Origin of the sequence: Clostridium simiarum, from assembly GCF_018919175.1 — a bacterium.
Lineage (GTDB): Bacteria > Bacillota > Clostridia > Clostridiales > Clostridiaceae > Clostridium_L > Clostridium_L simiarum.
The window spans coordinates 87,906-108,411 of the sequence record NZ_JAHLQL010000006.1 but is presented as its reverse complement, the minus strand read 5'-3'; the positions used below and the strand labels follow the sequence as shown (position 1 = coordinate 108,411).

Genomic DNA, 20,506 nt, shown 5'->3' with positions numbered 1-20,506 from the left:
TTAACAAAAGGCAACCCACCCTTGATTTTCATAAACAAAAGCTTTATTATAAATACAACATAGAAAAATAGAGGTGATGTATTTGTACTTAAAAGGTTTAGATGAAATAGATAAAGCCATCATTAAATTACTAACACAAAATGCTCGCATGAGTTATGTAGATATTGGCGAGGCTGTTGGTCTCTCTAGGGTAGCTGTAAAATCCAGAATCAGTTCCTTAGAGGAAAAAGGTATAATTGAAGAATACACCACCATAATCAATCCACAAAAAATTGGTAGTGCTGTATCCTCTTATTATGAAATTGAAGTTGAACCAGTAAGCTTTCAAAAAGTTGTGGATATTTTAAATGCCAACGATACAGTAACACAGATTTATCATGTATCTGGTAAAAATAAACTTCACGTCCATGCCATTTCTGAAGACAGTGAAGCCATGGAATCATTTTTAAAGGAAGTAATCCATAAATTACCAGGGGTCTTATCGTTAAGTTGCAACATTATTCTATCAAGAATAAAAGACATTAAAGGCTTAAGGTTATAGAAAAAATCTATACTATTTACTTTAATTTTTCCTCTAAAAAAGAGCAACCTTTTGATTGCTCTTTCATTAGTCTTCTTTTGTCCATGCCATTATATATTCCGTAATACCTGAATCCTCATTTAGTTGCTCTTTTTTCACTATAAAACCACAATGCTTATAGAAATTAACTGCGGCTGTGTTTTTTTCATAAACTCCTAATTCTAAATTTGAATATAAAGATTTACAATGATCTAAAAGCTTTTTACCTATACCTTGCCCCTGATAATCTTCTAAAACAAATAAGGCACCAATAAATGAATTCTCTATAATGCTTATAAATGCTTTAATTGTATCATCTTCTTTGTAAACAAAAGTTGTGGAAATCGGCATGTACTCATCTTTAACAACATCATAATTTTTAATCCAATACTCCTTTGGTATAAAATTATGAGCTGTAATATTAGTCTTTAACCAGATATTCATAACCTGTTCCATTTCAAAATTTTCTAATTGCTTAATCATATTTATTTTTCTCTCCCACCTCTAAACTCTCTAAGTCCTTAATCATATTTATTTTCATACCCCATCCCCATAAATTACTTAGTTAAATCAGATTAATACACAAAGTTCTCTCCTTTAATTAAGTCATCCCCATTTATAGCATAAGCACTGCTAGTACCTAAATACGCTTAACTAATCCTTATATGGAGCTACAAGCTCTACCTCAGATTAGCTTTCACTTAATGATTAAATTAGTTGAGATGATCTTTTTCTAAGTTTTACCTAATAATTAAATTAGTCTGAGATAATCTTTTTCTAAGTTTTACCTAATAATTAAATTAGTCTGAGATAATCTTTTCTAATGATTCTTTAATATTTTTAGTATATATGCCACCATGGTAACATATAATTTTATCTATTTCATAATTTAATAACTTTCTTATAGAATTTTTTGCTTCAACAATATCTAAAGTATACTGTGGATTTGCAATGACTAATTCCTCATTTTCTATTACTAAGGCATCTCCTGAAATCAACGTTTTACTATTTTTTATATAAATTGAAATATGCCCTGGCATATGTCCTGGAGTAGCAATTATTTCTACACCTTCACATAAAGGCAATAAATCCTTATCCTTTAAGCATATATCCACTGGAACACTTTCTATTGACTCAATAAACCTTTGAAATTTCTTTGCCCCCTGTTTTTCCTCCTCAGGAAGCTCATGAAATATAGCTTCTGCTTGCTGCAATCTTAAAGACTTTTCCTTACCACTAATATATTTTTCATCCTCACTTGATGCAAGAACCTTAATATGTGGATACTCTCTTTTAAATTCTGCCAAAGATCCCATATGGTCAAAATCATGATGTGTTATAATTATTTTTGTTAATTTACTAATATCAATTCCCTGTTTTTTTGCAGCAGCCTTTATTAAAGGTAAAAAATTAGGGTATCCGCAATCAATTAAAACAACTTCACTTTCATCACTTAATATAACTGGAAAAATCACATTTGTCTCCCCATTAAAATCAAACTTTATTTCTAAAACTGTTAACTTATTCATTAGTTTACTCCTATATAATTTATTTTTATAATATATATATTCATTAATAAAGCTACATCCATATTATGGTAACATATGAATAGCTATTATTCTAAATAAAGAAATTTTATTAAATCTATATATAAATATTATTTACTTTCATAATTATTTTTTATAATACATTAATATTATTTACTTTAAATCTCTTTCTAACCATCCTATAGCCTTCTCATAAATATATTAACCCCATTACCTGTGACTTCTCAAGTTCCTAAATGATTCTATATTAAGTTTGTTCATATTTCACCACTAAATCCCAAGCTAAAAGTCTTCTATTTTAATAGTATAAATTATAAATATGAAACTTAATATTTGCTGATTTAATAATAAAAATTATAGATATAAAACTTAGTATTTATTAATTTAATAGTAGAATTTATAGATATAAAACTTAGTATTTACTAATTTAATAGTAGAATTTATAGATATAAAAACTCGGTATTTACTAATTTAATAATAGTAAATACCGAGTTATATCATATATTTTCTTTTTCTTTTCTAATTATCCTTCTAATACTATGCTCTGTAAGATAATAGCTCTCAGCAAGTTTTTTTACAGATATACCTTTGTTATATTTATTGAAAATCTCTGTATTTCTTTTTTTTAAGGCATCTTTTGCACCGCTATTTTCTCCCCAAAGCTTTTTATTCTCATATTTTATTGGTATATATAAATATCCACCTTCTATATATTCTTGAATCAATTGAAGAATATATTCTGGTAGTATCTCTTCAGCATTTTCATATTTCATGGTCTTTGCTCCTATCCACTTTATTATTTGTAAATAATAAAGCAAAGATCACACAAAACAATTTTCACTAAATTAATCTAATAAATTAGGCTCTGAACAAATTCTTGTTCTATTTGTTCCATGTAATCTTTGCCCAGAGCTAAAACGAGAATAAATTTTGTTGTATAACCCATTTATTTTCCCTCCTTATTATATCTTTAGTAAGTCCATATATAATAAGCTATTAATATCCTACTATATTATTGTTTAGTAAAATATGATTTACAGTATATTATATGTTATATCACTCTTAACTAAAAGTCAGTTTTTCTTTTTTGAAATATATCTACTATTATTAAAACAAATAACGAGATTATCAATATATGCAGTATTATATGATATAAATCCGGTATCAGTACACTATCAGAGGGTGGAATAATATGAAATGTATTAGCAAAATATTTATTATACCCTGTCAATTTTCTTTCAGTTACCCCAAAGATTGTGTAATTCCAATGTGAAAAATATTGAATTATAATCCAAGCTGTAAGAAATACTGATAACACATATTTCCCTTGTTTTTCTTTTAAGAAAAATAATATAAAGCAACATACAAAAATTATCCACCAAACAGTATCACCACTTAGTATACCAGGACTTTCAACTAAGCAAAAGCTTCCTAAAGAAAACCCTGTAATGTCTAAGGTAAACCAAAAAAGTAAAGCACCTAATAATATATTTATACCTCTCTTCATAAACCCTCCATTTAATTCATATTTCATTATTCATAACATATTCCCTCTAAATCATGTTTCAATATAAATCATTAATGGTTTTAAAGAAATTTCTTACTTATCCTTTATTATCTATAAGTGTGCTTTTATGGATAATATCTCAGGTTGTTTACAGTATATCTGTTCATAATACTTACCATTAGTAATTAGCTTTGGTAATATATTACCAAAACTATTGTAAATTGTAAATATTTTTTATTAACTATTATATTTTTAAATTATATGAGCATACTATATATGTGCCAATATATGTGTAAGAAAATTTTATAAAGGAGGAATCTTCATGGGAAACGAGAAAGAACATGAAAAAGAACGTTCAAATAATGGTTTTTTAGGTTGGATAATAAGATTAATATTAGTTGCAGTTGTTTTAGGGATAACATCCTTTTTCACACCTGGTTTTACTATTAACGGATTATGGTCATTTTTGTTAGCTGCAATTGTAATAACTGTATTAGATTCTTTAGTAGAATCCTTTATGGGAGTGGATGCATCCCCTCTAGGAAAGGGCATCAAAGGATTTGTTATTGCTGCTATAATAATATATTTAACACAATTTTTGGTACCAAATATGAGAGTATCTATAATAGGTGCATTATTAGCAGCTGTAGTTATTGGAGTCTTAGATGCAATATTACCTGGAAGAGTAATGTAGCTTGACTATTTTATCAAATACTTTCATAATACTATGTTCAAATTTTTATCTAAAGAAACATAATAACTATATATGTGAAAATTTAAATTCTATTAAAAATAATATTTTTAGGGATTAAGGTAACATTTCCTTAATCCCTATTTAACTTCACTCTTTCTTCTATATAATTCCTTTGTTTTATAACCTTTCTTTAAAATTTCTTCCATCTATATCAATAGTTTTTGGATTATATCCTGTTTTTTCCCTCTACAAACAGAATTCTTGTATTTATAGGGAATTTTTACTCCCTATAAAGCTTAAAAATCTTTATCCAAGGACGTAGCCCCTCTTTATTCCCACTTTAAAGAAAATGGTAGTATTAAGAGCGGGTAATCATCGGATAAACATATCTATCTAAATTTTTTTCATGCTTTTGTGTTAGCTCTTCATAGAGTTTAGAAACCTGCGATTACCTTTAAAATCATTCCAAATAATACACTTCTGCCTTAATTATTTCTGCTTTTTCACTAGAATTTTTAATCTTCGTCAAGGTCAAATCATCTCCCAAGTCTCCATAAATCAATAATAAATCCTCTTCATATAGAATCTCCTTTTTGCCATTTAGAAAATTCACTTCAACCTTTCCCTTTACCATATAAAATGCTACAGCCTTTGAAGAAACTATTTGGGAGTTATCTAGATGCTTTTCCCATACAATGTCTATATTTTCATTTTCATTAATAAAGATAACTTCTAGTTTCCCACAATTGCCCTTTTCCATCATTAAATTAAAATCTCTAACCTTGCCAAAGCTTCTAGTTATCCAATGTCCACTAAAGCTATCCTGTTCATATTGCTTCAAGTTAACTGTATGATGTCCTTCATGCTTGAGTAATAATTCTCCCTGAATAACCATAATAATTCTCTCTACCCTTGGCAAAGATGTAAATACTGATTCTTCAACATCCACCACCGCTGAGCTTAATCTCCATTTAAAATTACCTTCACTATATATTGCATCCTTTGGATATATAAAAAGCTCCCTAGTAGTACCCCCAGACCACTTACTTATTTTCTGATTATCTTTCCTAACTATTTCAATACTATAAGACATATAAATTAACCCCCACTTGATTCCTTATTTCATGAATATTAATATCCAACTAAATATTTATTTCTATTCTTTTGTTATTTTTATTAATTTTTCCTCTTTCATGATAACACATCTATTTCTCTATTATTTCTTCCTTAAAGTATATTTTATTCACTTATTAATGCCCACTTTACAGATTACTTATAGTAAAATAAATAACAAGCCAAAAATGCCCCGTACATTGACTTATTATTTAGATTCATCTTATATTAATTATATCCATGTTTAATTTTTGTATCAACAAGTATCTATAGCTTTACCTTTTAATCCTACACATATCTATACTTTCCACTGTTTTTTTATATTAATATCTAATGCAATGATTAGAGGTATCTTACTCTAATTTTTAAGATCTACCTTAATTAATAACTTCTTACATACCTATAAAAAACCATCTTAAACTCCATTTTCTTTTTCATTATCCTGTGAAATAGAATATATTAACTATATCTCATATATATTTCTCTATAAAGTATAAAAACCTAGTTGCATTAAATTACAAAATATGGTAAACTGATGTAGAAGTAAAAATTTAGGAGGTTTTCAAATGAAAAAATTTAAAAAACTTTTATTTTCTGTTTTGGTGTGTGCTTTAGTTGCTTCTACTTCTACTATAACATTTGCTAGTACACTTCCTAATGCATCAAAAGATAAGCATACCTGCATGAGTGAAGTAAATAGGTTATGTACTGGTCATAAATACGTTTATAAGTACTCCTATGTTGCTAACGACGTTAATTTAGGAAAGGTAACTATCTATGTATATCAATGCACTAATTGTGGTTACTTCCTAGAAACTCCAACAAGGTTATAAGACTATTCCTTCCTTTATATATAAAGAAATAGCCCCGAGTTAATCGGGGTTATTTCTATTCTACAATTAATCCAACAGTAGATTTATGAGTTTGCATTGCTTCTGTAAGTGTTTCTATAGCTAAATCGACTGTTATATTTGTAGATGACTTACTTGCCATAATACTTCTATCATGTTTGTACATCATTTTACCATTAGATGAGTGCATATATGTACAATCTGTACACCAATGGTTGCCGTATACTTTATGAGGTAAGAATGAGATTCATTACATCCATTTAATATTTCAAAACCTTAACTTTATTGGTTAACGTCATTAGTAACCCATCTTATAAGCTTTTCACCATAATTTCACTTATATATAATATTGTGCCTGTGCACTATACATAACCTCATATTGACTTCCTGTTTTTTTAATTAATTCATTATGAGTTCCACACTGAACAATCTCACCCTTATCAAACACAGCTATTCTATGGCAGAATTTACAGCTTGATAGTCTATGAGAAATATATATGGTAGTTTTATCACCAATTAGTTTATTAAAACTGCTATAAATTTCAAATTCTGAGATTGGATCTAATGCCGCAGTAGGTTCATCAAGTACTACTATAGGAGCATTTTTATATATTGCCCTAGCCATTGCAAGTTTTTGCGATTGCCCTCCTGAGAACTCAATACCATCCTTATCAAAGGATTTATATATAGAGGTATATATTCCTTTGTCTAGCTTTGAAACAGCTTTTCCCAATCCGCATTTTTCAAGAACCTGAAGTATTTCCTCATCTTTAGCAGTTTCATGCTGGTCTAGAGCGATATTTTCCTTAATAGAAAATGCCATAAGCTTGTAATCCTGAAAAACTACTGATAAAAGCTTCATATAATCCTCATAGAGATATTCCTTTATATTTACTCCATTAAGGAGTATTTCACCCTCTGTAGGCTCATATAGTCTTGTTAAAAGCTTTATAAATGTAGTTTTACCCGCACCGTTTAGACCTACAACAGACAGCTTTTCACCATTACTTATGGTAATAGATACATTCTTCAATGTATAGTTTGCACTTCTAGGGTATTTAAAGGATACATTTTTAAATTCAATTATGCAAGAATCAATATTCTCAATCTTTTTTCCCCCTATACTTCTACAAGACTCTATCTGTTCAAATTCAAGATATAAATCTAAATATCTGCACATCTGTCTAAATTCTATAAAGGTTTTAAAAAAATCAGATATGGAATTACTGAATTTGTTAGTAGCGCTTATATACATTGTGAAATTACCTATACCAATACTATCCTTTAACACTTTATAAGTCATATAAGCATAAACAACTATCATTTGAATTTGCATATTAACTTCATTTAATCCATTATATTTACCCATTAATTTAAATATTTTTTCAAATCCATCAATACTTTCTTTATTATAATCTTTAATTTTCCCCATAATAAGTGGGTGCATATTATATAATCTCACATCTTTACCCATAGAAAAATCCGAAGTTATCTTTGAATAATATGCAAATTTCCTATTAAGAGGTATTAAACTCCCATAAAATTTATACTGGGCTGCCTGAGATTTCTTGTACAAAAAAGAATTTAGTAAAACTATTAATATAATTATAAAAACTATAAGTAAATTCAAGGTGGATATTACTGCCAAAAGTGCTATTATAGTAATAAATCCAGAAATGGAATCCACTATACACCTTATCATACGTTCTAAAACTTGTTGATTACGCAAAGGAAATATAGCCTTATCTTTTAAGTTTAAAACCTCTGGATCTTCAATTTTTTCAAAATCCATATTCATTATATTTTTACCTACAAGCAAATCAAAGCCATTTAGTACTTCCATATTTTTTATATCTACTAAGGTATCTAGCCACCTATTAGTAAGATTCAGTATAGCATTTGCTATTACAATTATGGCAACTAACATAATAAATACTTCTATTCTTTTCTTATCAAGAAGTTCATCTATAATAAATTTAGGCATAATGATGTTAATAAAAGGAGTTATCGCTTTAAATATGGATGACATAAATAAAATAGGAATATACTTTTTAGATATTTTAGAAGATAACTTTAAAAAATGCATCATAACTCCAAAGTCCTTTTTAAATCCCTTTATTCCGTCAACTTTCATCTATAAAACCTCCTCTAAAACTTCTTCTTTATAATAATTTGCTTGTACATTAAACATTTTTGCATATCTACCATTTTTCTTTAAAAGTTCATCATGAGTTCCGTATTCTTTAATTTCTCCATCCTCAAAAAATGCTATAACATCACAAAATCGTGTACTTGCAAGTCTATGAGAAATATAGATTGCAGTTTTGTCACCTATCATTTCATCAAAACCCTTGTAAATATTGTATTCTGCAATTGGATCAAGTGCTGCAGTAGGTTCATCAAGTACAATAATATCCCCTTCTTTATACAATGCACGTGCTAGGGCCAGTCTTTGATTTTCTCCTCCTGAGAATTCTATTCCAGTTTCATCAAGTATCTTTAAAACACTTGTATCAATACCTTTTTCAAGGGAATTAATTTTCTCACTCATTCCTACTTTATCAATACATTTAATAACCTTTTCACGGTGAATATTATCCTCCTCTGACAGTGCAATATTTTCAGCCACTGAAAATGCAAGCATTTTTATCTCCTGAAATACAATTGAAAACTTATTATAATATTCCTCTTTATCAAAGTCAGCAATATTTACACCATTTAATAATATTTCTCCCCCTGTAGGGTCATAAAGTCTTGTCAAAAGCTTTACAAAGGTAGTTTTACCTGCCCCATTTACTCCAACTATGGCAAGCCGCTGACCAGCTTTTATTTTTAATGATAAATTCTTATAAATATAATTTTTGCTATTTGGATATTTGAAAGAAATATTTTTAAGTTCAATTTCATAAGGTGTCTTATTTGGAATAGGTTTTGTATTTTGACTTATATTTTCATCATCAAGCTCTAAATAATCACGATAATCATTTATATACAAGTTCTGAGCTCGAATGTGTGCTAGGTCAATCATGATTTTCTTCATCCAGGCTGCAAAGCCTCCTATTGTTGCAAAATACATGGTGAAATCTCCAATTCCCATACCTTTATCTACTACTCTAAAAATTAGATAACCATAAATTAAACCTTCTCTTAGTAAAAGAAGAACTACATCAATCACTGAAACAGTAAAATATTTATATTTTATTTTTGTATTTATTTTAACCCTATCATCCTTAAATTTTTGAAACTTCTTTGAAAGCCAATGGCTAAAGCCATATATTCTTATGTCTTTGCCATAGGAAAAATCATACATTATATTATAAATGTAATCTGATTTCCTGTTAGATTCAGATATTTCATCTTTTTTGCTGTGTTCATATTTTTTAACTCTCAACGTCAAAAAGTATGTAATTATAACATTAGCAATAAGGTATATAAGTATTAAAGGATTTAGTGTGGCAACGATGGCAACATATCCTATAAAAGCAATACCGCTTCCTATCAAAGAAAAAAGTTTGTGAAATACACCTTCTATTCCATCATCATTGTTATTAACTGCTCTCCATGCACTTTCCAGATCATTTAAAGTTTTAGGATTTTCAGTATGTTTAAAATCCATTGTCATGCTTTTTTTTTGCATTATAGATATAAATTCAAATCTTATTTTAACCATTTTAGGATAATATGCTCCACCTAAATAAGCTACTGAATACTTTATAATCACTGATAAAATAAAGAATGTAGATAAAATTATTAGCAAAACCTCTATTCTTTTTGAACCCATTAATTCATCTAGCAAAAATTTAGGCGCAAGTATACCTATAAAAGGTGACACTGCTGTTAAAATTGTATATAATCCAAAATATACAAACAATCCTTTGTCAAAGATCCATGCTTTTTTAACTAAAAAGGTAATATTCGTCATAAGACTTCTTTTATCTTTTTCTTTAATTCTTCCCAAAATAATCCCCCTCAATTCTTTGTTTACTTTAAAAAGTAAAGTGACAGTAGCTAACCCTAGCATGTACACAGTAGGTGTTTTAGAATACCAATTATTTAATCTGAACATTGAAAAATATAGCTGGCGATGACTTATAAAGAATTAATGTGTCATCACTAACTATATTTTATAAGCAATATTAGGTATCATAGTTTTCTGAACAGGTCTATAGAATATAGATGATAATTGTGGCAGTATAGTTAATATATACTTGAATTAATATCATGCTCTCATTTACATAAAATAAAACAGAAAATGCACATATGAATATACTTCAAATAAAATCTATAAATACTATGATATTTTTGATTTGATCTATCAATTATAAGTGGATAACTAAGTTAGATATAAGAGATGTAGCTAAAACTGAAGCAAATCTTATTGCTGTACCGATTATCTTTAGTGTATATAAAAATAATTTTTTTCCTTTTGTTGTAAAATAAGATTTGTTTTTATAAACCAAATCTTATGAGTCTACTTGAAATTAAATCTATTTGCTTTTTCTGTTATTTAAATCTTTGTTTTTACTTTAATACATGTTTAAAATGTTTATCATTATAAACATGAAGTTTCATTCTATCTTGTAATGATAATCCTGCGGTTTTAGTACACTTACCTTTATTTTTAAACCTGGTAAACACACAGGTTCCCATACACATAGGTAGTTCAATGCAATCATTACATATTTCAGTATCAAAAGGGTCCACACTATAAAAATTATAATATAATTCTTTGTTAGTTATTTTAATACGCCCATCGGAATCTAAGTTCCCAAAAAAATTACCCTCTTCTGCAGCGAGTGAGCAAAAAGTTAATTTTCCATCAGGATATATTGTTACTGCATTGGGGGTTGCTGCTTCACATTTAATTAATCTATTTGAACTATCATTAAAAGAAAATCCATTATCTATAATCTTTTTATATAATAAATAAAAGTTTAGATTTTCTTTTTGTTGAAATAAATTGCTTGCTTGAAAATTTACATTTTTTTTATAAATATCAGGTATTACATTAAATAAATTTGAAATATCTTCATAATTTTCCTCATCTATATTTACTCTTAATGTTAATTTAATATCATTTTTCAGAATATTTATACAACTCTCTTTTACTTTTTCATAAGTTCCTTCACCATTTTGTAGATGTCTTTTTTTATCATGATATTCCTTCGTACCATCTAAAGTAATTTGTGCATTAGTAATATTTAAGTCCTTTAATTTTTTTATATTTTTATCATTAAGTAAATATCCATTAGTTATAATTTTAGCTTCATATAAGCAATTATTGTTACTACATATATTTTTAAACATATCTGTAAGATGCTTTATTTTATCAAATTCTAACAATGGTTCACCACCAAACCAAGCAACTTGAATTTTATTTTCTTCACTGCTCTTTCTTTCAACTAATTTAATTATGCGATTCATTATTTCTTCGTTAAAACTTTCAGTTTTATGCTCTTCATAGCAATAACTGCATCTAAAATTACAGTTAAGTGTTGGATTTAAAATTATATGAAATACATTATTATTAAATTTATATTGATTATATAGAAATTTCAATTGATTTAATTCAATATATTCATTAGGTATTATTGAACCTATAGTTGCTAGTTTTTTTAAATAGTCAGTTTCCTCCAAATTAAAAGTTTCCCTTTCTAAATTAGTTAATAAACTATCGACCAAGTATTTATCTTCATTATTTAAAATTAAATATTTTCTATGTAACGTATTATATAAAACATGCTTATCTTGATCTAAATCATCTAATTCAAAAAAAGTATTATATTTAGATTGTTTCATAAACTAAACCTCCACATTATTATATATATCATAATTATTATATATATAATATTTTTTAAAATATAACTTTAATATAGTTATTATTGCATCTCTGTGCCTTTGCAGGCACAATTATTACCAGCAACCTCAACATCTGAAAAATTTACTTCTAATTCTTCAAATATTTTTTGTAAACTTAAATCCATCCTACAACACCTCCTTTTTATGAATTATTAGATAATTACTTACATAATTATCTAATAATTCAAAATGTTCATTTTCCTTCAGTGTATTTGCTGGAATATTTGAATTAATATCTTATTCGCATTTTTAAAATATATTAATCAGTCTATTAGAGTTATGTGTACTAATTATACTAAAATGATTTATGCAAAATATGACTTTAGTATAGTGATTATTGTGCTTCCTCTGCGCCTTTGCAAGCACAATTATGACCAGCAACCTCAACATCTGAAAAATTTACTTCTAATTCTTCAAATATTTTTTGTAAATTTAAATCCATCATACAGCACCTCCTTTTTATGCATTATTAAATAATTATTTGCATAATTGTATAACTTTTTTAAAAGGATTCTTTTCCTTTAATGTATTCGCTTGAATATTTGAATTAACATTTTATTCGCATTTTTAAAATATATTAATCAGTCTATTAGAGTTATGTGTACTAATTATACTAAAATGATTTATGCAAAATATGACTTTAGTATAGTGATTATTGTGCTTCCTCTGCGCCTTTGCAAGCACAATTATGACCAGCAACCTCAACATCTGAAAAATTTACTTCTAATTCTTCAAATATTTTTTGTAAATTTAAATCCATCATACAACACCTCCTTTTTATGCATTATTAAATAATTATTTGCATAATTGTATAATTCTTCAAATCATTTCTTTTCCCTTTAATATATTTGTCAGAATATTCAAATTAACATTTTATTCACAATTTTTGGAATCTATTAATTAGTCTATTAGGGTGGTGTGTATTAATTATACGTACAGGATTCATGCAGAAATAACCTCCATAATATATCAAAGTTATATTTGGATATGAAATTCCACTTTCCCATTTTGATACTGCTACTGCTGATACCCCAATGAAGTTTGTTAATTGTTCTTGAGTAATTCCCTTTTCTTTTCTTAATCTATAAATAACATCACCTATTAATAACTTTTCCATCTATTATCACTCCATAAATCTAGTATAGAATCCTATAGCTTTAGTATATAGTTCTTTATCCTAGACACTAATGGATTAATAGTTGAATATGCTACAGAAAACTTAACTTATAGTTAAGTAAGTGATTCTTGGTTCTAGGTGGAGTTTGCTTTAGCTTATATTAATAGGTTTCATACCATTTTTCACAAAATAATTGTCTTTTTACACATTATAAAGTATAATTTTCATTCACTTATTTTATTTACATTTGTTTTATTATATAGTAAATTTTGCTTATAGATATTTAGGGGGGGATAAAAGAAATGAAAAAAATCAAAAAATTACTTGCTTTAGCATTAACAGCCTTAACTATTTCTAGCCTTAATGTACTTACTGTACATGCTGAAACAAATACCCCAGAGGAGAATTGCTCTACCGAAATGCTTTTCTATGATCCCGGTTTATCAGGATATGAATATGTACCAAGTAGAAAAAGCTTTGCTGATAACGTTAACTGGAGACATGAAGCTAGCAATTGGGTTTCAGGAACTACAGACAATATTCAGCGTTCCGTATCTAGAACTGTATCCACTTCTCTTAGTTCTAGCCAATCTGCCACAGTTAATGGTATGATTGCTCAAGCCAATGTAGGTTTTGAAGTATCAATTGGTGCTAGTGCAACTTGGTCCACTACTACAACATTTTCAATCCCTTACGGCAGATATGAATGCCAATATGGAAGTAAGTATGTCTATACTAATGGTACAGAAAATTATTGGAGTATTGGTAAATTACAATCTTCCAAATATGTAAATGGAAACTGGTCATATATGTCATTTAGCAATAAAGTAAAACTATAATTAATATAATAACCCCTAATAAATATAGAGAATAAATTTTAATTATTATAATTTATTCTCTATTTTACTAATTAGAATTTTTATTATGCTTAGAAAGGATCTTAACAATGAAAAAACTAATGCCTTTTTTAGTTTTAATACTTTTAATTATTTCCACACCCTTATTTTTACTATTTAAATCTAATAAAGATAAAGTTAAATTTCCTCATTTTAAACAAGCACCTATGGAATATTTAGGAACAGTTTACGGAACAATTAATAAGGAGTTTCAACTTTCATTTAATTTTCTTGACGAAAATACCTTCAGTGAAATGGCTCAAGAAAATAATATTAAAGAAATGTACATCATAGATCATAAAGAAAGAATCATTCCTGCTCATACTTGGCAAATAAATAGTACTTCCTTTGTTGATTATGAAATTAGAAATATCCATACCAAAATGCTTTTCAATGAATTAGATACTTTTATTTTTAAAAAACTTGTTATTAAATATATGGATAATGTTACTGAAGAATTTAGTGTTGGTTCGCTAAATATAGTAATAGATAATGAATATACAAAAGAATCTATTATATACAATTCTTCTCAGGAACTAATAATGTGCTCAGATAATACTTATTCAAATTTTTCTGGTATATTAATTACTTTAGGAAATGTTACTGATAATGCTAATGAAAATAATATTGAACTTATAAACATAGATTTAGGTATTGAGGACTTCGGAATAGATGGTGATAATATAAAAATTATAAATAAACATATATCAGATATTAACATTGATGAAATAACTCAGCATGTTAAATATCCAAAACCTGTAGAAGAAGTGACAAAATCTATTCCAAGCACAAAGATTAATTTTAAGAATAGTGATATAGTCACACTATTGATTCCATTTACAATTCCCCAAAATAAAATAAAAGAAAACAAAATATATGTATTTAATCCTAAACTAACTTTTAGAATAAATGGAAAAGAATATGACTTAATAGGAGATCAAAACCTAATTAGTACTCCTTCTTTATCCACTAAAAACTTTAATGGAGATATTGATGGTAAAAAAATAATTGAGGAGTTTGGGCTATGAGTTTAGAGTTGAAAAATGTTTATAAAGCATATATGTGACTGTATTAATTACTATAACCTCATTATTTTCTATTTTATTGGAAAGGATATTTGGGTGCTTTAATTGGACTTGTAATCTTAGTTTTATTTAATATACATACCTATTCAATAATCCCATTAGTTAATATACCCATAAATTTATCTGAGAATCTAAGAAGAGTTTTAGTAAATTTATCACCTATAAAAGATATTCAAGTTTCTTCAATAATTTCCACTGGACACGCATTAAATATTAAAATACCACAGCCATATATAATAACTAATTTCACATTATATCAGTTAACATTTATAATTGTTATAATTCTTTTAACTTTATATTTATTTAAATTCAAAGACCTTTAAAAAACAATTCCTTTCATTTATTGCCACCATTCCCTTTAGTATTGCCATGAAGTTAACAACAGGATTTATCTATGAAAGCTAGTACTAGCAGGTCTTTTAACACTTAATGATTAGCAATTACGTCAACTTATTTTAAAGTGTAACACTTTTTAATTTTTACCCATAAAATATATGGATATAGGTTTGAAACCTTAAGAAATTTACAAGGAGATTTTCATGTATAATAATCCATTTTTTTATTGCCTTTACTGCACAAATCAAAATAATTGTTGGTTTAGAAATGACTACCTAAGAAGTTTTGATAACTTTAATGAGTTTAATGACTATGATGATCTTGATGCTGTTAATCAGTTTGAGGAGTTCGAAGACTTTAATAGTTTTAATGATGAAGAAGAAACTGATTCTTACTTAAGTAACGCTAGAAGCTATGAGACCCCTTGGGAAAGATCTAATGTTGTAAACCCAATGGTTTCTCCTCCAAATTTGGGCAATTGGAGTAATTGGGAAAGCCTTGGTGGAATTTTAACTTCCGGTCCTGCTGCTTCTTCATGGGCACGTAACAGACTTGACACCTTTGTACGCGGCACTGATAATGCTCTTTGGCATAAATGGTGGAATGGCTCTCGTTGGAGTGACTGGGAAAGCCTCGGTGGAAGACTTACTTCATCCCCTGCTGCAGTTTCCTGGGGAAATAATAGAATTGATGTATTTGCAAGGGGTACAGATAATGCAATGTGGCACATATGGTGGGACGGTTCTCGTTGGAGCAACTGGGAAAGTCTTGGTGGAGAATTAACCTCCTCACCAGCTGTTTCTTCATGGGCACCTAATAGACTTGATACCTTTGTACGTGGCACCGATAATGCTCTTTGGCATAAATGGTGGAATGGTTCTCGTTGGAGTGATTGGGAAAGCCTTGGTGGAAGACTTACCTCCTCTCCTGCTGCAGTTTCCTTTGCCAACAATAGAATTAATGTATTTGCAAGAGGTACAAATAATAACCTTTGGCAAATCTGGTGGAATGGTTCCCGTTGGAGTAATTGGCAAAACCTTGGTGGAAGAATAACTTCAGGTCCTGCAGTATCTTCTAGGGGAAATAACAGACTTGAAGTATTTGCAAGAGGCGCAAACAATCAACTAATTACCATGGCCTGGAATGGATCTAGATGGAGTAACTGGCGTAACCTTAGAGGAAACATAACCTCTGAGCCTGCTGCAGTATCCTGGGGTCCAAATAGAACTGATGTATTTGCTAGAGGACGCGATAATGCAATGTGGCATATCTGGAGAAATTAGAAAAAACCTATAGCTGTATAGATAAAGTTGCTGGCAAATATATTTGTCAGCAACTTTATAAGTTAAGCCTACTTTAATTTGCTTCGTAATATTCAACTTTATAAGTCTTCTATCAGAATCTAAAGCTCTTATTACTTTTTAAGTATTTAGTTTTCAACTATTTATTTCAAATGCTTTAGACTATTAGAAAAAACTATAATCTTCCTATTATCTTTTATTCTCCAAAGATGCATTCCTGTATCACCAGTAACTAAAATACTATTATTGTTAATAGGTAGATTTAAAAAAGATGCAAATAGCATATTTATCATCCCACCATGAGAAACCATGCATATTCTTTTATCTTCGTCATAACTATAGTACTCCTCAATAAATTTTGACCAAAACATTTCTGCTCTTGCTCTAAAGTTTATATAAGATTCACTTTCTGCAAATTCATGATGTGGCTTTCTCCCTCCATCTGGCATAGGGTAAATCTTTTCAGCTTCATCTCTTAAAAGCCCAGCAAGAAGTCCATTATTCCACTCCATAATATTTTCTTCTTTTATAATCTTAGCTCCAGTTGCATCCCCAATGATTTCTGCAGTTTTATATGCTCTTTGTAAAGTACTACTTATTATTATTTCTGGTTGAAAATTATTTTTTATCCAAGTTGCTGCTGCCTTAGCTTGATTAACACCTAAATCCGTTAAAGGAAAATTAGCTCTTCCTTCGTGCCTATACTCTAAGTCGGCAATAGATTGTCCATGTCTTACAACTAAAATTTCAAGCATAAAAATCTTCACCTTCTTTTTTAGATTCTCATAATTCTATTCTATAACCACTTCTTCCTTTATAAATTTAGCTTTGGTTACCTCAAAATAATTTCTCTAGATTGCTCTTTCCGTAACCATTTCCATTACTTTTTCATTAGCAACCAAGCTAAAATAATCTTCAAACTCTTCCTCCGAGATGAATTTTTCTATATAAATTAACAGTTTAGGAATGAAACCTCCCTCTAAAAGCCAAGAACTCTGTTTATAATTGAACCATCATAACCTCTTCACCCCAAAGAATTTCTCCTGTTTTTTTAAAGCCCATACTTTCATATAACTTTTGTGCAACAATATTATCTGGTTCTATACTTGTGTAAAATTCTATATTTCCGTATTTTTCTCTTATATGATTTAATAGTTTATCTAATGTTTTCTTTCCATATCCCTTACCTTGATATTTTTTATCAATCATAAGCCTACACATTTCCCATCTATTTCTGCCTTCCTCTATGTCTAGACAATACATTAAAAATCCAACCATTGTATCTCCATCATAGATAGCTATTGGGTATAACTCTTCCTCCTCATAAAATTTTGCTTGTAATAATGAATACCAATTTGCTGCTACAAAATTTTTCTGATCCTCTGAAACCTTCAAGTCAACGCATTTTTCCCAATTATGAACATTCACTTCTTTAAATATAATTTCCATAATTATATTCTCCCTTCTATATTTCTGAATTTATAACCATTTCATTTATAATCCTTGTTAAAGCATAGGCAGAATTATCCATGTTTGATAAGATCACTAACTCAATATTATGTTTAGGATAATAAAAAGCCATTGCTTCAAGGCCTGGATCATCTCCACTAAGTTCCATACGAATTACACCATCTTCCTTTGATAAGAACCATATTCCATAACTATATTGAAAGTACTTACCATCCTTTTCAGATTCAGTAACTTGAGGTGTTAATATTGCTTTACTCATTTCTTCTGATAAAAGTTTTCCTTCTCTAAGTGCTCTCATAAATATCATTAAATCCTCTGCAGTTACAAAGGCTCCTCCATCTGGAGCTCCATAAGTAGGAATGCTATACACATTGGTTTTCCATTGAGTAACTTCACCCTGATTATTTTCTACAGGTATATAACTTTCCGCTACTTTATCAGAAACCTTATTCAGTGGAATAAAATCCGAATACTTCATACCAGCCTTTAAAAATACATTTTCTTTAACATAATCAAAATAGCTTTTGCCACTTACTTTTTCTATAGCTAGTCCTAGTAATACATATCCTCCATTGCAATAGCTAAATTTTGTCCCTGCCTCAAATACTGGCTCCTTATGAAGTAATAAAGGTAATAAATCTGATACTTCTTTTATAAAATAATTCGGAACCTGTCCTAAAATACATTCTTTTGCTTCCTCACTATCTTCATCAAAATAGTCTCCTATTCCTGAAGTATGCATGAGTAAATGCTTTATTGTCACATTTGTTGGTATTTTACTTTCACTAAGATCTAATAATTCTCTTATCTTTGTATCAAAATTTAATAATCCCTTTTCTATTAATTGGAGCACCGCTACTGCTGTAAATACCTTAGTAACAGAAGCTGTCCCATATCTTATATCTAAGGCATTAGGTATCTTCCACCCCCTATGTGCGTAGCCATAAGCACCTTTAAAAAATTCCTTATTATCTTTATTTATTAATACTACTCCTGAAAACTTCTCTTCCTTTGCTAAACCTTCTATAATATTTATTAATTTTTCTCTCATAATTAATTTCTCCCCTCATGAAATATTTTTTATGCTAAAGTTCAGTTTATTTATAATGGCACCTCTCTTAATCCTACAGTTAAAAGAACTTATCTACACTGGTATTTTATAAAATGTGATTTGATAAATAATCTCTTTTTAGTATAGCTAAAATCACACCATCCTCTAATTTTCCTTTAATTAAATCTCTTTCTCTAACAATTCCTTCTTGAATAAAGCCTGCTTTTTTTAGCACAGCTATAGAAGCATCATTTCCTGGTGTTATAAAAGCCTCTATTCTATTTAAATCCATAGTTTCAAAGCCAAAGGTAACTAATGCTTTTACGGATTCTGTAGCATAGCCTTTATTCCACTCTCTTCTCTTTAATACGTACCCAATCTCACTTCTACTAGTATCATCATCAAAATCTCCTAAACAGCAACAACCAATAAAAGCTCCATCCTCCTTTCTAACTATGCCAAAGGTTATTTCTTCTTGAGCTTCAAACTCCTTGTTAAAGTGTTCAATGAATGTTATAGCCTTCTCCTCTCTGTCAATTGGACTAAACCAATCATACTCCGCCACCTTAGCATCACCATATATTTCAAATATTACTTGTCTATCCTTTGAATTTATTTGCCTTAGTATAAGTCTTTCAGTTTCCAACACTGGAAAAATATCAAAACATTTTTTATTCATCATTATTTCCTCCAAAGAAATTTTTACTAATTTATTTCTTTTATATACTTCCAAAAATAATAAAAGGTTGCAAATGAACATACATTCATTTGCAACCTTAAAATTTCAATGACTAAGATAGCTACACTTATGGTAGCCTTTAAAATCTTTAAATGAAATTAAATTAAAGGATTGTAATTAATGTTGTTCTACTAACTAATAAAATAATAATTAAGCCCATCATAAATAAACCTTATAAGCATAAAAACTTACAAAATCCCTATGATATTATGACTCTATTTTTTATTAGATGTTAAAGTAGAACATTATAATCATTACATTAATCCTCCTAGTGTGATAAATTTTACCTACTATTATATTTTAGTTTATTCTGAAAATACTGTCAAGTTTTTTAATTTCTAATACCTACCAAGTATCCAACTAAGTTCTACTAGAGATCTT

General features: G+C 28.5%; 18 protein-coding genes and 1 pseudogene. 6 read left to right on the top strand and 13 right to left on the bottom strand.

Going from position 1 to position 20,506, the window contains the following annotated elements; all coding sequences use genetic code 11:
* Window positions 1-82: 82 nt before the first annotated feature.
* Entirely contained in the window at window positions 83-541 is a 459-nt protein-coding gene (locus tag KQI89_RS14945) for an Lrp/AsnC family transcriptional regulator (RefSeq protein WP_032121009.1), read from the top strand.
* Between the two features lie 66 nt (window positions 542-607).
* Here KQI89_RS14945 and KQI89_RS14940 read toward each other — a convergent pair whose 3' ends face one another.
* The 4 genes from KQI89_RS14940 to KQI89_RS14925 form a co-directional block, all read right to left on the bottom strand.
* Window positions 608-1,042, bottom strand: coding sequence for an N-acetyltransferase (locus tag KQI89_RS14940; RefSeq protein WP_216457738.1), 435 nt, complete (start codon window positions 1,040-1,042; stop codon window positions 608-610).
* A 317-nt stretch (window positions 1,043-1,359) separates the two neighbouring features.
* Complete coding sequence (locus KQI89_RS14935) at window positions 1,360-2,088, bottom strand: MBL fold metallo-hydrolase (protein WP_216457737.1); 729 nt, start codon at window positions 2,086-2,088, stop codon at window positions 1,360-1,362.
* Window positions 2,089-2,603: 515 nt separating this feature from the next.
* Window positions 2,604-2,879, bottom strand: a complete 276-nt coding sequence (locus KQI89_RS14930; RefSeq protein ID WP_216457736.1) for a CD3324 family protein — start codon at window positions 2,877-2,879, stop codon at window positions 2,604-2,606.
* A gap of 293 nt (window positions 2,880-3,172) precedes the next feature.
* Complete coding sequence (locus KQI89_RS14925; RefSeq protein WP_216457735.1) at window positions 3,173-3,613, bottom strand: hypothetical protein; 441 nt, start codon at window positions 3,611-3,613, stop codon at window positions 3,173-3,175.
* Window positions 3,614-3,935: 322 nt separating this feature from the next.
* Between KQI89_RS14925 and KQI89_RS14920 the strand changes: the two genes are divergently transcribed.
* Window positions 3,936-4,307 carry a phage holin family protein gene (locus KQI89_RS14920; RefSeq protein ID WP_216457734.1) on the top strand — a complete coding sequence of 124 codons (372 nt, stop codon included), beginning with the start codon at window positions 3,936-3,938 and terminating at the stop codon, window positions 4,305-4,307.
* A 460-nt stretch (window positions 4,308-4,767) separates the two neighbouring features.
* Here the strand turns inward: KQI89_RS14920 and KQI89_RS14915 are convergent, their stop codons facing one another.
* Window positions 4,768-5,400 carry a HutD/Ves family protein gene (locus KQI89_RS14915; RefSeq protein ID WP_216457733.1) on the bottom strand — a complete coding sequence of 211 codons (633 nt, stop codon included), beginning with the start codon at window positions 5,398-5,400 and terminating at the stop codon, window positions 4,768-4,770.
* 586 nt (window positions 5,401-5,986) lie between these two features.
* On the opposite strand from KQI89_RS14915, the gene KQI89_RS14910 reads away from it, so the two are divergent.
* On the top strand, window positions 5,987-6,253 hold the full coding sequence (locus KQI89_RS14910; protein WP_216457732.1) for a hypothetical protein: 267 nt from the start codon (window positions 5,987-5,989) through the stop codon (window positions 6,251-6,253).
* 355 nt (window positions 6,254-6,608) lie between these two features.
* On the opposite strand, the gene KQI89_RS14905 is transcribed toward KQI89_RS14910, so the two are convergent.
* The 4 genes and pseudogenes from KQI89_RS14905 to KQI89_RS14890 all read right to left on the bottom strand — a co-directional run.
* Complete coding sequence (locus tag KQI89_RS14905; RefSeq protein ID WP_216457731.1) at window positions 6,609-8,405, bottom strand: ABC transporter ATP-binding protein; 1,797 nt, start codon at window positions 8,403-8,405, stop codon at window positions 6,609-6,611.
* Window positions 8,406-10,229 carry an ABC transporter ATP-binding protein gene (locus tag KQI89_RS14900; protein WP_246583134.1) on the bottom strand — a complete coding sequence of 608 codons (1,824 nt, stop codon included), beginning with the start codon at window positions 10,227-10,229 and terminating at the stop codon, window positions 8,406-8,408.
* 563 nt (window positions 10,230-10,792) lie between these two features.
* Complete coding sequence (locus tag KQI89_RS14895; RefSeq protein ID WP_216457730.1) at window positions 10,793-12,070, bottom strand: radical SAM/SPASM domain-containing protein; 1,278 nt, start codon at window positions 12,068-12,070, stop codon at window positions 10,793-10,795.
* Between the two features lie 1,027 nt (window positions 12,071-13,097).
* A pseudogene (locus tag KQI89_RS14890) lies at window positions 13,098-13,247 on the bottom strand (helix-turn-helix domain-containing protein); the annotation flags it as partial.
* A gap of 302 nt (window positions 13,248-13,549) precedes the next feature.
* On the opposite strand from KQI89_RS14890, the gene KQI89_RS14885 reads away from it, so the two are divergent.
* The 3 genes from KQI89_RS14885 to KQI89_RS14875 all read left to right on the top strand — a co-directional run bounded on the left by KQI89_RS14885 (window position 13,550) and on the right by KQI89_RS14875 (window position 16,847).
* Window positions 13,550-14,086 (top strand): hypothetical protein, encoded by a 537-nt coding sequence (locus KQI89_RS14885; protein ID WP_216457729.1) that lies wholly within the window; start codon window positions 13,550-13,552, stop codon window positions 14,084-14,086.
* Window positions 14,087-14,193: 107 nt separating this feature from the next.
* The gene (locus KQI89_RS14880) at window positions 14,194-15,171 is read left to right on the top strand and encodes a hypothetical protein (RefSeq protein ID WP_216457728.1); all 978 of its coding nucleotides are present in this window, start codon (window positions 14,194-14,196) and stop codon (window positions 15,169-15,171) included.
* A 596-nt stretch (window positions 15,172-15,767) separates the two neighbouring features.
* Window positions 15,768-16,847 (top strand): PLL family lectin, encoded by a 1,080-nt coding sequence (locus tag KQI89_RS14875; RefSeq protein WP_216457727.1) that lies wholly within the window; start codon window positions 15,768-15,770, stop codon window positions 16,845-16,847.
* A gap of 161 nt (window positions 16,848-17,008) precedes the next feature.
* On the opposite strand, the gene KQI89_RS14870 is transcribed toward KQI89_RS14875, so the two are convergent.
* The 4 genes from KQI89_RS14870 to KQI89_RS14855 all read right to left on the bottom strand — a co-directional run bounded on the left by KQI89_RS14870 (window position 17,009) and on the right by KQI89_RS14855 (window position 20,065).
* Complete coding sequence (locus KQI89_RS14870) at window positions 17,009-17,620, bottom strand: histidine phosphatase family protein (RefSeq protein ID WP_216457726.1); 612 nt, start codon at window positions 17,618-17,620, stop codon at window positions 17,009-17,011.
* A gap of 244 nt (window positions 17,621-17,864) precedes the next feature.
* Window positions 17,865-18,314 carry a GNAT family N-acetyltransferase gene (locus KQI89_RS14865; RefSeq protein ID WP_216457725.1) on the bottom strand — a complete coding sequence of 150 codons (450 nt, stop codon included), beginning with the start codon at window positions 18,312-18,314 and terminating at the stop codon, window positions 17,865-17,867.
* Between the two features lie 16 nt (window positions 18,315-18,330).
* A complete protein-coding gene (locus KQI89_RS14860) occupies window positions 18,331-19,386 on the bottom strand; it encodes a serine hydrolase domain-containing protein (RefSeq protein WP_216457724.1) in 1,056 nt (351 codons plus the stop codon).
* Window positions 19,387-19,492: 106 nt separating this feature from the next.
* Entirely contained in the window at window positions 19,493-20,065 is a 573-nt protein-coding gene (locus tag KQI89_RS14855) for a GNAT family N-acetyltransferase (RefSeq protein ID WP_216457723.1), read from the bottom strand.
* Window positions 20,066-20,506: the final 441 nt, after the last annotated feature.

Excerpts from the sequence above, each read along its gene's own strand:
- KQI89_RS14940 (WP_216457738.1), bottom strand. The coding sequence starts at position 1,042 with ATGATTAAGCAATTAGAAAATTTTGAAATGGAACAGGTTATGAATATC.
- KQI89_RS14935 (WP_216457737.1), bottom strand. The coding sequence starts at position 2,088 with ATGAATAAGTTAACAGTTTTAGAAATAAAGTTTGATTTTAATGGGGAG.
- KQI89_RS14930 (WP_216457736.1), bottom strand. The coding sequence starts at position 2,879 with ATGAAATATGAAAATGCTGAAGAGATACTACCAGAATATATTCTTCAA.
- KQI89_RS14925 (WP_216457735.1), bottom strand. The coding sequence starts at position 3,613 with ATGAAGAGAGGTATAAATATATTATTAGGTGCTTTACTTTTTTGGTTT.
- KQI89_RS14920 (WP_216457734.1), top strand. The coding sequence starts at position 3,936 with ATGGGAAACGAGAAAGAACATGAAAAAGAACGTTCAAATAATGGTTTT.
- KQI89_RS14915 (WP_216457733.1), bottom strand. The coding sequence starts at position 5,400 with ATGTCTTATAGTATTGAAATAGTTAGGAAAGATAATCAGAAAATAAGT.
- KQI89_RS14910 (WP_216457732.1), top strand. The coding sequence starts at position 5,987 with ATGAAAAAATTTAAAAAACTTTTATTTTCTGTTTTGGTGTGTGCTTTA.
- KQI89_RS14905 (WP_216457731.1), bottom strand. The coding sequence starts at position 8,405 with ATGAAAGTTGACGGAATAAAGGGATTTAAAAAGGACTTTGGAGTTATG.
- KQI89_RS14895 (WP_216457730.1), bottom strand. The coding sequence starts at position 12,070 with ATGAAACAATCTAAATATAATACTTTTTTTGAATTAGATGATTTAGAT.
- KQI89_RS14885 (WP_216457729.1), top strand. The coding sequence starts at position 13,550 with ATGAAAAAAATCAAAAAATTACTTGCTTTAGCATTAACAGCCTTAACT.
- KQI89_RS14880 (WP_216457728.1), top strand. The coding sequence starts at position 14,194 with ATGAAAAAACTAATGCCTTTTTTAGTTTTAATACTTTTAATTATTTCC.
- KQI89_RS14875 (WP_216457727.1), top strand. The coding sequence starts at position 15,768 with ATGTATAATAATCCATTTTTTTATTGCCTTTACTGCACAAATCAAAAT.
- KQI89_RS14870 (WP_216457726.1), bottom strand. The coding sequence starts at position 17,620 with ATGCTTGAAATTTTAGTTGTAAGACATGGACAATCTATTGCCGACTTA.
- KQI89_RS14865 (WP_216457725.1), bottom strand. The coding sequence starts at position 18,314 with ATGGAAATTATATTTAAAGAAGTGAATGTTCATAATTGGGAAAAATGC.
- KQI89_RS14860 (WP_216457724.1), bottom strand. The coding sequence starts at position 19,386 with ATGAGAGAAAAATTAATAAATATTATAGAAGGTTTAGCAAAGGAAGAG.
- KQI89_RS14855 (WP_216457723.1), bottom strand. The coding sequence starts at position 20,065 with ATGAATAAAAAATGTTTTGATATTTTTCCAGTGTTGGAAACTGAAAGA.